A 12,000-nucleotide genomic window follows, 5' to 3' on the forward strand; every position below is an offset into this window, starting at 1 on the left:
TTTGCTGTTGTGGTGAGCGGGGTGGGGATCGAACCCACGACCACATGATTAAAAGTTTTGATACAGTCAATTTATAGCCGTTCACAGTGTTGCACTAACTCCGAAAAATTGCGTATTTGCAACGATATGTAACCCGTGTCCGCTTGATTTTCTAGAGCGATCATCCATATTTCTGGCTACAATGTGGCTATAAGGATGGGCTGTGGCTACAATTCGGATCACTGCAGAGAGTGTGTCGGAGGTCATGAAGTCGGCCCGTCCGAATAAGACAACCTTCTATTTCGACGACGATCTGGCTGGCTTCGGCTTCTACCGAACGCCAGGTGACACCGGTACGTTCTTCGCCGAATTCCGTCCTGTAGCGGGTGGAACGAAGAAGCGCATCAAGCTTGGCCGGGTGGGCATCCTGAAGGCAAATGAGGCCCGCGAGGCCGCGCGCAAAGCGATTGCGAATGCTGCCCTAGGTAAGGACTTGGCTCAAAGTCGCGCGGACGAGCGAGCCAGCGTGACGGTCAAGCGGCTGCTTGAACTCTATATCGAGCGCACCCGCGACAAGAAAAAGGCGTCTACCGCGGACGGCTATGAACTGATTGCCAACGTCAACATAGTCCCGCACCTCGGCGCGATTAAAGCATCGTCGCTCACGCGCCGAGAGGTGCAGGCGATGCACACTAAGGTCGGCGCGACACGAGGCAAGTATGCAGCCAACCGTGCTGTCGCTGTCCTAAAAGCTGCGTATTCGTGGGGCAGCAAGCAGGAGCATGTCCCGACTGGCTTCAACCCTGCGTCCGGCGTTGACCGCTACGAGGAGCAAGCCCGCGAGCGGTTCCTTACACCAGCTGAAATGCAGCGTCTCGGCGAAGCGATGATTGAGGCCGAGACCGTCGGGTTTCCTGTCAATGCCGGTGATGCGAAGCACTCTCCCAAGGGGCAGCGTGTTGCTTTCCATCCGCACGTCACTGCGGCAATCAGGCTACTGATGCTAACGGGTTGCCGCTTACGCGAGATTTTGCGCCTGCGATGGAGCGAGGTCGACTTCGAACGCGGCGTGCTGCGGCTCCCCGATTCGAAGACCGGCCGGAAGGTTGTGTTTCTGCCGCAGGCTGCAATCGACATCCTGAACGCGATGACGAGAGTCGGATCATTTGTGATCGCCAGCGATAGCGCGGGTACGGATGATGAGAAGCCAAGGGCCGATCTAAAGCGGCCATGGGCCGCTGTTACGAAGCGCGCCGGGTTGGAGGATGTCCGCCTGCACGATCTCCGTCATTCGTTCGCATCGATTGGCGCAGGCTCGGGCCTGGGGCTGCCAGTCATCGGCGCGCTGTTGGGACATAGCAGCGCACAAACCACAAAGCGCTACGCCCACGCTGCGGATGACGCTTCTCGCAGGGCTGTTGGCGCTATCGGGGACCAGATCGCCGCAGTGATTGGAGGCACAAAATGAGCGACGACCAGAACGATCCACTGGCGCGCCCTCCCCTTCGCGTTGATGACGAAACGTCGGTGGCGGACCTTGTGCCGGAACTGCAGGATCGCCTGGGCGCTCTCCTCGAATTGCACGGATGCGATGCCGCCGCCGAGGGGTGGCAGAAGCTCGCGCTCGCCTTAGCGATACAGCACGAGCCAGCCTTTATGATTGAGACACCCGCCGACCGAACTGGACGCAGCGGCGCCGGCGGGCGCCCCGTTGGCATGCAGACCTGGCGGCTTCGGCACGAATGGTTGAAGGAAATGAAGGGCGGCGGCTCTGAGCGCGCGATAGCGTCACGCTTGGAAAAACGTCTCGGCATCAAAGCGGAGACGATTCGCAGCGCGGTTCGCCGCGATGCCAAATCCGACAAGATGCGTCGCGCGGATTATGTCGTGATAGCGCAAGCCGCGCTCAGAGCCGCCGCCGAAGCGCTGGTTGAAGAATGACCGGCTATTAACCAACCAAAAACCTACCCTTTATTGCGCCATGCAATCGCACGCCACGGAGGGCACGCATGGCGAATCTCAGGGTAAGGAAGGCTGCCGAATACGTCGGCCTATCAAAGAGTCTATTGGACAAACTCCGCTGCTACGGCGGAGGGCCGGTCTACGCAAAGTTGGGCACGGCGGTCATCTACAACACTGACGACCTTGATGCGTGGGTGGCTGAGCGGCGCCTTGTCGGCGCCAATGATAACAGCGTCGCCGCCCGCGCCGTGAGGGCCGCGTGATGGCCATCAATCGCAGCGCTCACATGTTCGCCTGGCGGTTTGCTACCATCGAGACTCGCGCCGAATGGGCGCGTCGCAACATCCTGAGATACATATCCGAGCATCGCGCCAGGATGCGGGAGCTAACCGGGGCGGACTGCTACGACGAGATGCCGGACTATATCACTGAAGCGATCGATACGTTTATTGATCTGGCGATCATGCAGGAGCGCGACGACGAGGAGGCGGATAAGGCTGCCATGCATCTCGTCTTCGCAATGGACGGGTTCGCGCGCGGCGCAGTGCCCGACATGTTTCTCTACCATGGCGCGCTCGGCCCGCGGGCTCGGGCTCGGCTCCTGAAGGAGGGATGGACGGACGGGAAGTCCGGATCGGTGCTCGGGCTATGGCGGCCCGGGCGGGACGTCCTGTGCGAGTACTTCTGGGAGACGGACCAGCGACTCCTGATGGACGACGAAGAGCACGCCGAGCTTGGGCGACTTCGCGGTAGAGGGAAGCCGATCACGATCTACCGCGGCGCTTGCATGAAGGCCGCCGGGGTTCGGGCAACGGGATATGCGATGTCATGGACCCGCGACCCTGCCACCGCTCGCCGGTTCGCCACGGGTAGCGCCTACGGAACCGGAGAGCCAGTTGTTCTGCAGGCTCAATACGACCCTGCGCACATCCTGGCGCTGTGGGAGACCTCGGGGCGCGAGCCGGAGGTTGTGGTGAACCCGCGTCGACTTCGGTCGATGTCTATACTCGAGCAGCCCGAACCTATGCGGCTTGCCGCCTAGCCCTCTTCCGGCGTGGCCGCCTCATCCTCGCAACCCGGGCTCCTCGCGCCTCGCCGGACAGACACCGCAGACCCCGCCGCTTCGGCGGCAATTTCCAAGCAACGGCGCCCCCCGCCATTGCACCTTCCCCTGCCCGTGATGGGCATCAAGCGTCGCGATGCGACCCGGAGATACAATGCACATTCCAGAACTCTGGCCAGTCGCCTGGCCGGGCTCGAACACGGTTGCGCGATTCAACGTCAACGTCTCGGACGACATCAAGCTCTGCGGCATGATCCTGCGAAAGCGTCAGGACGGCAGCCTTCGCGCCGCTTGCCCGCGGCAGGGCGACAATCAGTCATTCCACCTGGCTCCTCATCTGATGGAGCAGATCACGGTCGCCGCGCGTGCCGCCTTTGCGGAGCGTACCCGTGACGCAGCCTGACGGCCTTCTTCCGCAACACAACCTACTCGGCGCGGTGATCGATACCGACTGGGCGACGCGGCTGGACATGAAGATCGCTCGCCATATCATTTCCCGGTACTACTCGCGGTTCGGCAATGCCCGTGCGAGCCTGCGCTTTCTCGAGCAGGCGACAGGGTCTCAGCGCCCGAATGTCATCGCCTCGATTCGCAGGCTGGTAGATCGACAGGTATTCAGCGTCATCCGCCCCGGCGAGGGCACGCGCCCGACCGAGTACGGCTTGAACTTCGCCTTTCCGGCTAGCGGTACTGCTGACAATACCGCTCAAATGAGCCTAGCGGTATTGCGGACGATACCTCATGCGGTATTGCGGGCGATACCTCTAGGGCCGCTAGCGGTATCGCTGACGATACCGATTCCTATTTACTGAAACCGGCTTACAAGCCGGGTTTACAAGTAAATAGTTCCTCCGCCCGCCTGCGTGCGTCCGCCGCTGAAGCGGCGCCCGCGTCGGCGGAGGTTGGATTCGAGGACTTCTTCAAAGCGTATCCGCGGAGGCATCAAAAGCCCAAGGCCCGAGCCGCATGGGCGAGGCTCAACCCCAGCCCAGAATTAGCTGCCAAGATCGTAGCAGCGGCCCGTCGGTGGTCGGAGCATTACGAAGCCAACCCCGTCGACCCGAAGTGGATTCCCGAGCCCGCGAACTGGCTTGCCGGGGAACGATACGACGAGGACTTGCCGGCCGTGTTCGAAGGCAAGCCGCCCCATGCCGAGCGCCGGCCCAAAGCAGCCAAACCCAAGCCCGCGAATGACAACCGGCCCGCGAGCATCATAGGCGGCGTCACCAACATGCCGATGGGCAATCACCTGGTTGAGATCATCGAGTACGTCGACTGCGATCCATGGGCAACGCAGACCGCGGTGAAACTAACGCTTCGTCCGGCCACCGGCGAAGAGCCGTTCGTGCATGAGGCGTACTTCAGCCACCCGATCGACGAGGAATGGGAGGCCGGGCGGAAATCCAGTCGCTCACTTCTCTACGCGATCGGCGGTGACCCAGACGCCGGCATCTACCCCGATCCTGTCGGGACGCACGTTTGGGCCAACGTTGGAAAAACCGTCGAGTACCGGGCCGCGATGGCCCCAACAAAGAGCGCCCAAAGCGCCGCCCCAAATCGGAGCGGCGCATGATGTTGGACTTACCAGCGCGGACCATAACCGTATGGCGGCGGCGGCCGGCGATAGGCTGGGCGCGGGCCGTACCCGTACCCCGGGCGGCCATACCCTGGCCTTGGGCCGTAACCTGGCCGCGGACCATAACCGGGGCGACCGTAACGCTGCTGGCGCATGGTTTCACGCATGATCATGTGGCGGCGCTCAGCGGCTGCTGACCACGTGAACTCGGCGGGCGCCTTGTCGAGATGCTGGGCAACCGCAGGCGGCAACGCTTCGGATGCCTGGGCGGGCGCAGTGACCGCTGCCCCGATGGCGAAGGCCGCGACGATTAGGCATTTACGCATTTGGGTCTCCTTACGAGGAGGCATCCAACCCCGAGGAGGCTCAACAGGAGGTGAACGACGTTGTTGGCTGGTGTTCAGATGAGGTCCAGCCAGCCGCGCTGGTAGCCCCAGAGGGGGCGGGTCAAACTCTCCGATCGCCCATCCACACACCGGTCGGCTCATCGACCACTAACCCAAACACAGGAAAAGCTATGAGAACTCATGCGCGCACGCGCGCGAGCGCTACCGCAAAAACACCAGTGGACGCCAACACCCAGCACCGCCACGATCACGCCCCTAAGCAGGACGCCAATTATGCGGTCGTTTCGGATAATTTAACCCCGGCCGGTGACGCGCAAGATCGGCTTCAAATCGTCAAATAAGCGTTCGGAGTGGAGGCGTCGCAGGCGCATTATCGTTCTCTGCGGCAAGAGCGATCTTCGCATTTTGAAGCACAAGATCCCGAGCGTCTCTCCTTGCTCGTTTCCGCCTCTCCTGCGCACGCGTCTTTATCCTGAGATATCGGAGCCTAGCCACATGCTTGAACATCAGACCCTCATTGCCAATACTGGCTCTTGGAGAATGCAGACACAGTCAGACTAAGCCGCCAGAGCTTCCTCTGCAGGTATCACGCGTCCCGCGACGGCCAGATGCCGGTCACTTCGGCTGACCACCACAACGAGGACGGCGCTGCCGTCATCGCAGTCCAGTCTCATTCGATGGCCAAACAGGCCGTCGTCAAACTCTTCCGTCTCAAAGAACAAGTAACCGCCTCGTTGATCGTCGTATTCGCTGGAGAACTGATAAGACACATCGGCGCCGCGCCCATCAGGCAGGTTTAAGTAGCCATTTCCGATGATCATTAAGTGTCTCCGCTTGGCAGCATCAATTGTGCCGCACTCGGTCATATCCATAAGCAAGGAGACAACTGCTTCTGTAGGAGGCGCTCTTTCACGGCGAATAGCAAGAACATTCGTAGGCCGCGCAGGGGGCACCGAACTCGCGGTTGCTGACATCAGGACCGCGGACCTGCCTGGGAGCCACGCGCAACTTTTTTCCACCCGTATGAAAATCAATCAAAGGAACAGAGATGCCTAGAGGAGGCTACCGGCCGGGAGCCGGCAGGAAGAAGGGAAGCTTGGGCGCCGCTGGCAGGGCCAGGCAAATGGTTTCAACCCGGCCCGTTGGCGCCACTCCGCTCGAATTCATGCTCGCGGTCATGCGCGATGAGGCGCAGCCGAAAGAGATCCGCGACCAGATGGCAATTGCCGCGGCGCCATACTGTCATCCGAAGGCCCGGGGCGGGAGTGTCGCCGTAGATGGCCAAGGCAAACGCACACCGGCCCGGTAGCAAAAAACGTTCATCCGCAAAATTCGAAATAGCGAATTCCTTGACGATTTCGCTCCGCCAGCACTAGATTCTCTTATGCACCCCCTTTGCGGCGCCGCGAAGCCCTAGATTACCATAGCAGGGCCGCACGCGGCCTCTCTGCCCTTCAGGCTACCTGACTACCTTTTACTTCAAACAAGCCGCACACGGCCCGCGCAGGGCCGGGAAACCGCATTCAGTAATGCCTCGGGAGGGCAACAGTGAACACACCTTCGAACGATAACAGCACGCCGAACCGTATTCGCAACGCATTTCGAGACGACGCCATTAAGGCCGCGAGGGCTTATTCAGCTCTGCCTGAAGATCAGCAGACGCCGAGTGCTTACCGCGAAGCACAGGCGGCCGCGCAGCCATATATCAACTTCTTGGCGGTCGCCGAGTTGCTGCGGCCTGGTGAGGCATTCGCCAATGATGAGGCGATCACGACGCCTGGAAGCGGCTACGGGCTCGACTATCGACATGACGTGCGCCCTAGCATTGACGAAACGCTATCTGCATACAGCGACGGGCTGAGGCCATTCGTGCGCCTTTCACCGCTCGGCGAAATCGAGCGGTTTGCGGGCGGAATTCATTATCACCGCACTGACAATTCCCAGACTATCGGCGGATACTCATCCACCGGCCGGTTTTACGGACTGCATTTCTACAAAGGGAAACTAGAATATTTCGGGCAAAACGGACGCCGCAAGTCGGCGAAAGAAGAACGGGGCGACCCACGCGGGCCGGATGCCGATAACGACAACTTCAACACAACGCGGCGCGAGACTACCGCAGCACCAGGCGCATCCGTGGCGCTGGCCGAATTCAAACGCGACCAGAAACGTGCGGACCTTCTGAAGGAACTAGGCCACAAACGTGCAACATTCCTGCGTACCGTTATGAACGCCGATAGCTTCTCTGAAATAGCAGAGGCAGCCGGAACCGCGATAAACAGTCATAGTGGACGCCGACACGCGGTAAAAAGTCTAGCCGAGGCGGCCAATTTGATCGCTGCGTAAATATTTTTTGAGTGAGCGTCCGTTTCGGGCGTTCCCGCGCGGGATATAGTAGGAGGGCAGCAATGCCCTCTCGGTGACCCCTTCACCAATACCGACTAGCGCCCTGGCTTCGGCCGGGGCGTTTTCCTTTCGTCCATTCAATGCGGCGTGCCGCACCCCTCATCATGACGGAGCGTCCTGCCGCATGGCCGCCTGGCGTTTGAGCATCAGCTCCGCCGGGCACCTTATCTATGGAGCCCTCATGGAGCGCGTTTACAGCCAGCGCCTTGCTGATATCACCGGCCGCAGCTTCTCGTCATCGCGGCAACTGCTTCGCACCCTTCGCGAAGCCGGCCTAGTCCCCGGTCATGGTGACGCGCCGACCGCCACCAATGTCGTCAACGCCATCCTGGCGCTTGCTGCGGACACAATCGGCACGGCTCCGGAGCGCGTCCGAGCCCTGTCCGCCCTGCCGCAGACATCGACCACGGGTCTGCCGCCTACGGCAGGAGCAATGCTGGCGTCGCTACTAATCGCCCGCAAAGAAGGACCGGTGTTCGGTGACTACGACGCCGAGGACGGATGGCTACACCTCGGCGCGTCGAGCGTAGTTCTCGAGTGTTTGACCCTGACCGGCAAGCGCGCATGCGTTCGATATGGCGAAGGTACGCCAGGCATTTCCAAAACAACGACGATCCCACTGCCGATCGTCGCCAAATTCTCTCATTTGTTCTGAGGCTTTATGAAACCAATCGATATTCCAAATATTCGCGATTGCTCGGACGTTCTGGCCGGACTCGAAGCGCGGCATGCCGAAATTGGCAAGCTGATCGAGCGTAAATTCGCTGAACAGCTAGCCATCGGCGCCGAGCCCGATGACGCGCCGCCGGTGGATCCAGCGGAAGCGCGCGTAGCGGCCCTTCTGGGCAAGCCGCCCGCACCCGTAACCGGCTCGAAGCGCGAACGCCTCGGGAAGCTAACGCTCGAGCTGTCCGACCTTCGGCGCGCCGGCGAGCGGATTTCCCAAGAAATCTACGTTGCCCGCTCTCAGGCGACCCGCCAAGAGTCGAACGGCGATATCAGCGTGCTGATCAGCGCCATTGAGGCTCACATGGCCGACAATATGCTTCGGGGCCGCGGCCCGATGGCGGCGGCGACATCCGCGATCAACAGCAATAGGCGTTTCAGGGGATAGAATTGTCAGTAGTCAATATTATCCATGACGATTCCGCCATCCACATGTTCACAGACGCGGGAGTATGGGGCAATGATTGCAAAATTCGAGAGTTTAGACATAAGGGCTATATCTTACCCCACCTCCACTCGGTGATATCATCCCGAGGCGACGGGCGTCTCTTCGAATATATATCCCAACGAATTAGCACAACATGCGGTTCTTTCGACGAATTTATTTTGCTATTGAGTGCTATATGCAGAGATGAGTACTTTAGATATTGCGAATATGGAATTGACCTTGAGCTTTGGGTTTGCGGGTACTCTTCACGTATGCGAGAAGTTCAGGCTTATGGCCTGTGCAACGAAGGGCTAACCATCGATGACCATGGATTTGTCGCCAAGCCGTGGGAGTTAGCTCGGGTCAAAGACAATCTGTATCTGCCGTACTACGGATCGGCGGAAAACAGGCCATCGTTCAAAACCGGCCCGATTGTTGAAAACGCAATTGCGCTCGCGGAGCGACAACGCCGGATACCAGTCAAAGGCCCTGGCGGTCGCGACGTTTACTCAGTTGGCGGCTTCATTCAGCAAACAACTGTCACGGATCTTGGCGTATTCTCGCGCGTAATCCACCGATGGCCGGATAAAGTGGGGCAGGAAATTCTGCCCTTCAGCAGTAATTAATCTTAGATTAGGACCGAAATTGCTTAGAATAACAGATATAACCAATCCGCTCTCCACCATTGGACATACAATCAAAGGCCGCATCTCCGCAGGCACTGGCGACCCGGAAGACCTGACACCTGCCAATGTCCGCAGCATCATTGGCCAGAAGTGGGTGTCAGTCTTCGACACGACGCTGGCCTCTGCTGTCACGTCGATTGACGTTGACCTTCTTGGGTTGTCAGAATTCAGAATTGTCCTTTCGGTTACTCCAAATCCTGCAGTCGCGAATTTCATTTGCGGGTGGCGCTCAAGCACCAATGGCGGGGTTTCCTATGACTCCGGGGCGAGCGACTATCACTATGAACTTCTAACGCAGACCGGCACAACAGTCGCTGGAGCGAACGGGAATGGCTCCATTGCTTTCCTTCATCTCGCGGCGATAGACACGGCAAGCGCCGTTTTTGACGCGAAATCTATCATGCAGTTCAGCCGGGGTACGGCAAGTAGGTGGCCTCGGATGGATAGTAAAATCTCGTTATTTGACGGCACCAGCTCTTATCAATCGCTCACAACGACCTATCGAACAGCGGTCGGCCCGGTCACGCATCTGCGGCTTCTGGCCGGCTCTGCGAATGGTCTAGGCATCGGGACGCGCCTTATTGTGGAGGGCTGCTGACATGCACAACGTCCTGATCGGTGGGATCATCATCGATGAGCTGCCGGTGTTGGACTGGCCGCAGTGAGAAACGGCCGACTGCGGATGCGCGGTCGGGCCGGTTGATTCCACAGCCTCCCTTGACTCCACGGCGGCCTTTGTTCCTATTTTGTTCTAATAGTAGGATTGGAGGCCGCCATGGTGCGCAGGTCAGTTCGCTCATTGCATCCCCACACAGCCGCGGAGATGCGCCAGGAAACGCTCGCCTTCCAAAACAAGGTTCGCAGCTGGTGCTCGTCTATCCCCCTCGACACGCCCTCCATGGTCGCCATGGAGGCGCTCAACGACGTCGCCGGCCTAACCGCGCGATGCCTGCAGACCGTCATCGACGGCAAGAGGCAGAGCACGGGCCGCGCAGGGATTGATGATTTCGAGTGAGCCAGAAAAATCGATGGAACCTGCGAGAGCGACGCGCGTTAGCGCCTCCAAAAATGGAGGCGGAAATGTGGCGCGTTTCGTTTCTAGCGGCGTTGTTTTCGGTGGCGGGGATCACTTCGGTCGTGGCTTCTCCGTCGATTCCGACCACATGGTTTGGCGACGCAATCTGGCTCGTCATCGCAGGGTCGTCCGCTCTTGCCGTAATGGCGTTTGAGGGCGAAAACGGGTGACCATCCATGACCCCGCAAGATTTAATTGCGGTCACGACCAAAGTGGGACCGGAAGGGCATTTTCGCGTCGATATTCCGTTGGATCCCGCCACATTGAACGAGCAGCTATTCGAAGTCGGCACCTGGCTAGTCGAATGGAAAATCCCGCACCAAGCGCGGATCACGATGGACCCGCCGTCTCGCCGCGTGCGGATCAGCTTTCGCGACGAAGGCCACGCCCGGGCCTTTCAAGCCCAGTTTGGCGGCGAGCGGCATGATTGGTAGCGAGGCGCGGGGGCGGTAAGCGCGGATGTACCGCGACCGGGCTGGTCTATTTTGGCTTGAGGCCCTTCCGGATTTCCTCAATAGCCCACGCCTTCACCTGCTTTTTGGTTCCGGTGACCTTCTTGCCGTCATCCGTGTTCTCGACCGTCACCATCTTGGCTAGCGCCTTCCGCGTAGGCGAGGTCTTCCTCTTGATTATGAGCTTTGCCATTTGCCGCCTCCCATTTTCCGCAGCGTCACCCGCCGGGTTGGGCGCGGTCAAGGGGTGGTGCGCTCCTTCCGGCGGCGCTCGTCATAAGCCTCAAGCGCGGACTGGCCCTTCTTGCGCCTCACCCTCACGTACGGGCCTTCTGGCATGATTCGACGCACCGGCTCGTCCGGCAGTTTGGTGTCCGCAGTCCCCGCTAATTTCGCCTCGAGCGAAGGCCAGTGCCATCGATAGATTTGACCGTGCTCGATATGAGCGCGCGACACGAAGCCTTGCCGGACCCACAAGTCGAACGTCTCCACACTGATCATGAGTTTGGCCGCCGCCGTTTTGCGGTCGACGAAGACGGGCTCGACTGGGGCGGCGGTCATGGCGTGTCGTCTTCGTCCCACTTGTCGGCCGGGCGCTTGCTTGGTTTGAACTTTCGAACACCTGGAGTCGGTTCGCCCTCTAGCTGATGAGTTCGGGCCATTATCTCATTGATTGGCTTCTTCTCGTCGTGCGCCTTCCCAAGGTCGGTCATCAGCATAGCGTGACGGCACAGCGCGTCCATCTGGGGCGATGGATCCGCGTCGCGAACAACGATCAACCAGTACGGCCCGTGGCCCTTCCATTCGTTGAAAAAGTAGCGGCGCTGCACCTTCTGCAGCTCATAGTCGCCCTCGCCCCATATCATGCCGATCGTATCGCCCTCGATCGGAATCGAGCCGCCAAAATAGTGCGCAGGATGTTCGGCGGAACCGACGAGCGAGCCGTCATTGCGGTACTTGACGATGCGAATGCCCGCAGGGCATGCACGAAATGCCGGATGGCGAAGTCGTCAATCCTCGGCGGGTATGCCTCGCTCATTCCTTGGCCCCCAACGCCACTCCCGGGCCGGTGGCTGTTTCGCCGTCCGCTAAGAACTGGACGCCGGCGGCCTCTAGGGCGATGCGGATGGCCGCGAGATTGTTAGCGCCAGGCGTGCGCTTGCCCTTCTCGAAATCAACCACTGTGTTGCGAGAGACATTCGCCGCCTTGGCGAGCACCGCCTGGTCCATTTCGACTAGGCTTCGTCCGGCTCTGCACTGTTCTGATGTAATCGTCATGGTGCCCAACGTTGCGCGTGGTG

General features: G+C 59.8%; 19 protein-coding genes. 14 read left to right on the plus strand and 5 right to left on the minus strand.

What is annotated here, in order from left to right:
* Positions 1-244: 244 nt before the first annotated feature.
* The 7 genes from AC1DEZ_RS01245 to AC1DEZ_RS01275 all read left to right on the plus strand — a co-directional run bounded on the left by AC1DEZ_RS01245 (position 245) and on the right by AC1DEZ_RS01275 (position 4,577).
* On the plus strand, positions 245-1,447 hold the full coding sequence (locus AC1DEZ_RS01245; protein ID WP_476778303.1) for a tyrosine-type recombinase/integrase: 1,203 nt from the start codon (positions 245-247) through the stop codon (positions 1,445-1,447).
* On the plus strand, positions 1,444-1,920 hold the full coding sequence (locus AC1DEZ_RS01250) for a hypothetical protein (protein ID WP_476778304.1): 477 nt from the start codon (positions 1,444-1,446) through the stop codon (positions 1,918-1,920). Before AC1DEZ_RS01245 ends, AC1DEZ_RS01250 begins: the two co-directional genes overlap by 4 nt.
* Before the next feature lie 68 nt (positions 1,921-1,988).
* A complete protein-coding gene (locus tag AC1DEZ_RS01255) occupies positions 1,989-2,204 on the plus strand; it encodes a helix-turn-helix transcriptional regulator (protein ID WP_476778305.1) in 216 nt (71 codons plus the stop codon).
* Positions 2,204-2,983: a hypothetical protein gene (locus tag AC1DEZ_RS01260; RefSeq protein WP_476778306.1), complete on the plus strand. Its 780-nt coding sequence runs from the start codon at positions 2,204-2,206 to the stop codon at positions 2,981-2,983. Before AC1DEZ_RS01255 ends, AC1DEZ_RS01260 begins: the two co-directional genes overlap by 1 nt.
* Positions 2,984-3,158: 175 nt before the next feature.
* Positions 3,159-3,407, plus strand: coding sequence for a hypothetical protein (locus AC1DEZ_RS01265; protein ID WP_476778307.1), 249 nt, complete (start codon positions 3,159-3,161; stop codon positions 3,405-3,407).
* Positions 3,394-3,816 (plus strand): hypothetical protein, encoded by a 423-nt coding sequence (locus tag AC1DEZ_RS01270; RefSeq protein ID WP_476778308.1) that lies wholly within the window; start codon positions 3,394-3,396, stop codon positions 3,814-3,816. Before AC1DEZ_RS01265 ends, AC1DEZ_RS01270 begins: the two co-directional genes overlap by 14 nt.
* Positions 3,817-4,130: 314 nt before the next feature.
* Positions 4,131-4,577, plus strand: a complete 447-nt coding sequence (locus AC1DEZ_RS01275; protein WP_476778309.1) for a hypothetical protein — start codon at positions 4,131-4,133, stop codon at positions 4,575-4,577.
* A 907-nt stretch (positions 4,578-5,484) separates the two neighbouring features.
* On the opposite strand, the gene AC1DEZ_RS01280 is transcribed toward AC1DEZ_RS01275, so the two are convergent.
* The gene (locus tag AC1DEZ_RS01280; RefSeq protein ID WP_476778310.1) at positions 5,485-5,748 is read right to left on the minus strand and encodes a B-box zinc finger protein; all 264 of its coding nucleotides are present in this window, start codon (positions 5,746-5,748) and stop codon (positions 5,485-5,487) included.
* 727 nt (positions 5,749-6,475) lie between these two features.
* Between AC1DEZ_RS01280 and AC1DEZ_RS01285 the strand changes: the two genes are divergently transcribed.
* From AC1DEZ_RS01285 to AC1DEZ_RS01315, 7 genes are all read left to right on the plus strand, one after another.
* Positions 6,476-7,273, plus strand: a complete 798-nt coding sequence (locus tag AC1DEZ_RS01285) for a hypothetical protein (protein WP_476778311.1) — start codon at positions 6,476-6,478, stop codon at positions 7,271-7,273.
* Positions 7,274-7,457: 184 nt separating this feature from the next.
* Positions 7,458-7,988 (plus strand): hypothetical protein, encoded by a 531-nt coding sequence (locus AC1DEZ_RS01290; RefSeq protein WP_476778312.1) that lies wholly within the window; start codon positions 7,458-7,460, stop codon positions 7,986-7,988.
* A gap of 6 nt (positions 7,989-7,994) precedes the next feature.
* Positions 7,995-8,447: a hypothetical protein gene (locus AC1DEZ_RS01295; RefSeq protein WP_476778313.1), complete on the plus strand. Its 453-nt coding sequence runs from the start codon at positions 7,995-7,997 to the stop codon at positions 8,445-8,447.
* Positions 8,448-8,758: 311 nt separating this feature from the next.
* Positions 8,759-9,112, plus strand: a complete 354-nt coding sequence (locus AC1DEZ_RS01300) for a hypothetical protein (RefSeq protein ID WP_476778314.1) — start codon at positions 8,759-8,761, stop codon at positions 9,110-9,112.
* 19 nt (positions 9,113-9,131) lie between these two features.
* A complete protein-coding gene (locus AC1DEZ_RS01305; protein ID WP_476778315.1) occupies positions 9,132-9,770 on the plus strand; it encodes a hypothetical protein in 639 nt (212 codons plus the stop codon).
* A 225-nt stretch (positions 9,771-9,995) separates the two neighbouring features.
* Complete coding sequence (locus tag AC1DEZ_RS01310; protein ID WP_476778316.1) at positions 9,996-10,187, plus strand: hypothetical protein; 192 nt, start codon at positions 9,996-9,998, stop codon at positions 10,185-10,187.
* Positions 10,188-10,423: 236 nt separating this feature from the next.
* Entirely contained in the window at positions 10,424-10,681 is a 258-nt protein-coding gene (locus AC1DEZ_RS01315; protein ID WP_476778317.1) for a hypothetical protein, read from the plus strand.
* Between the two features lie 46 nt (positions 10,682-10,727).
* Here the strand turns inward: AC1DEZ_RS01315 and AC1DEZ_RS01320 are convergent, their stop codons facing one another.
* The 4 genes from AC1DEZ_RS01320 to AC1DEZ_RS01335 form a co-directional block, all read right to left on the minus strand.
* Positions 10,728-10,892: a hypothetical protein gene (locus AC1DEZ_RS01320; RefSeq protein ID WP_476778318.1), complete on the minus strand. Its 165-nt coding sequence runs from the start codon at positions 10,890-10,892 to the stop codon at positions 10,728-10,730.
* Positions 10,893-10,939: 47 nt separating this feature from the next.
* Positions 10,940-11,260, minus strand: coding sequence for a hypothetical protein (locus tag AC1DEZ_RS01325; protein ID WP_476778319.1), 321 nt, complete (start codon positions 11,258-11,260; stop codon positions 10,940-10,942).
* Positions 11,257-11,565 carry a hypothetical protein gene (locus tag AC1DEZ_RS01330; RefSeq protein ID WP_476778320.1) on the minus strand — a complete coding sequence of 103 codons (309 nt, stop codon included), beginning with the start codon at positions 11,563-11,565 and terminating at the stop codon, positions 11,257-11,259. The genes AC1DEZ_RS01325 and AC1DEZ_RS01330 overlap by 4 nt, the downstream gene beginning before the upstream one ends.
* A 169-nt stretch (positions 11,566-11,734) precedes the next feature.
* Positions 11,735-11,929, minus strand: a complete 195-nt coding sequence (locus AC1DEZ_RS01335) for a helix-turn-helix domain-containing protein (RefSeq protein WP_476778321.1) — start codon at positions 11,927-11,929, stop codon at positions 11,735-11,737.
* Positions 11,930-12,000 lie beyond the last annotated feature (71 nt).

The sequence above is a fragment of the Allobosea sp. 10L422 genome (assembly GCF_056395345.1).

Bases quoted from the DNA above. Each gene is read 5' to 3' on its own strand.
- AC1DEZ_RS01245 (WP_476778303.1), top strand. From the start codon at position 245: ATGAAGTCGGCCCGTCCGAATAAGACAACCTTCTATTTCGACGACGAT.
- AC1DEZ_RS01330 (WP_476778320.1), bottom strand. From the start codon at position 11,565: ATGATATGGGGCGAGGGCGACTATGAGCTGCAGAAGGTGCAGCGCCGC.
- AC1DEZ_RS01315 (WP_476778317.1), top strand. From the start codon at position 10,424: ATGACCCCGCAAGATTTAATTGCGGTCACGACCAAAGTGGGACCGGAA.
- AC1DEZ_RS01310 (WP_476778316.1), top strand. From the start codon at position 9,996: ATGCGCCAGGAAACGCTCGCCTTCCAAAACAAGGTTCGCAGCTGGTGC.
- AC1DEZ_RS01325 (WP_476778319.1), bottom strand. From the start codon at position 11,260: ATGACCGCCGCCCCAGTCGAGCCCGTCTTCGTCGACCGCAAAACGGCG.
- AC1DEZ_RS01265 (WP_476778307.1), top strand. From the start codon at position 3,159: ATGCACATTCCAGAACTCTGGCCAGTCGCCTGGCCGGGCTCGAACACG.
- AC1DEZ_RS01250 (WP_476778304.1), top strand. From the start codon at position 1,444: ATGAGCGACGACCAGAACGATCCACTGGCGCGCCCTCCCCTTCGCGTT.
- AC1DEZ_RS01320 (WP_476778318.1), bottom strand. From the start codon at position 10,892: ATGGCAAAGCTCATAATCAAGAGGAAGACCTCGCCTACGCGGAAGGCG.
- AC1DEZ_RS01260 (WP_476778306.1), top strand. From the start codon at position 2,204: ATGGCCATCAATCGCAGCGCTCACATGTTCGCCTGGCGGTTTGCTACC.
- AC1DEZ_RS01290 (WP_476778312.1), top strand. From the start codon at position 7,458: ATGGCCGCCTGGCGTTTGAGCATCAGCTCCGCCGGGCACCTTATCTAT.
- AC1DEZ_RS01280 (WP_476778310.1), bottom strand. From the start codon at position 5,748: ATGATCATCGGAAATGGCTACTTAAACCTGCCTGATGGGCGCGGCGCC.
- AC1DEZ_RS01295 (WP_476778313.1), top strand. From the start codon at position 7,995: ATGAAACCAATCGATATTCCAAATATTCGCGATTGCTCGGACGTTCTG.
- AC1DEZ_RS01300 (WP_476778314.1), top strand. From the start codon at position 8,759: ATGCGAGAAGTTCAGGCTTATGGCCTGTGCAACGAAGGGCTAACCATC.
- AC1DEZ_RS01255 (WP_476778305.1), top strand. From the start codon at position 1,989: ATGGCGAATCTCAGGGTAAGGAAGGCTGCCGAATACGTCGGCCTATCA.
- AC1DEZ_RS01335 (WP_476778321.1), bottom strand. From the start codon at position 11,929: ATGGACCAGGCGGTGCTCGCCAAGGCGGCGAATGTCTCTCGCAACACA.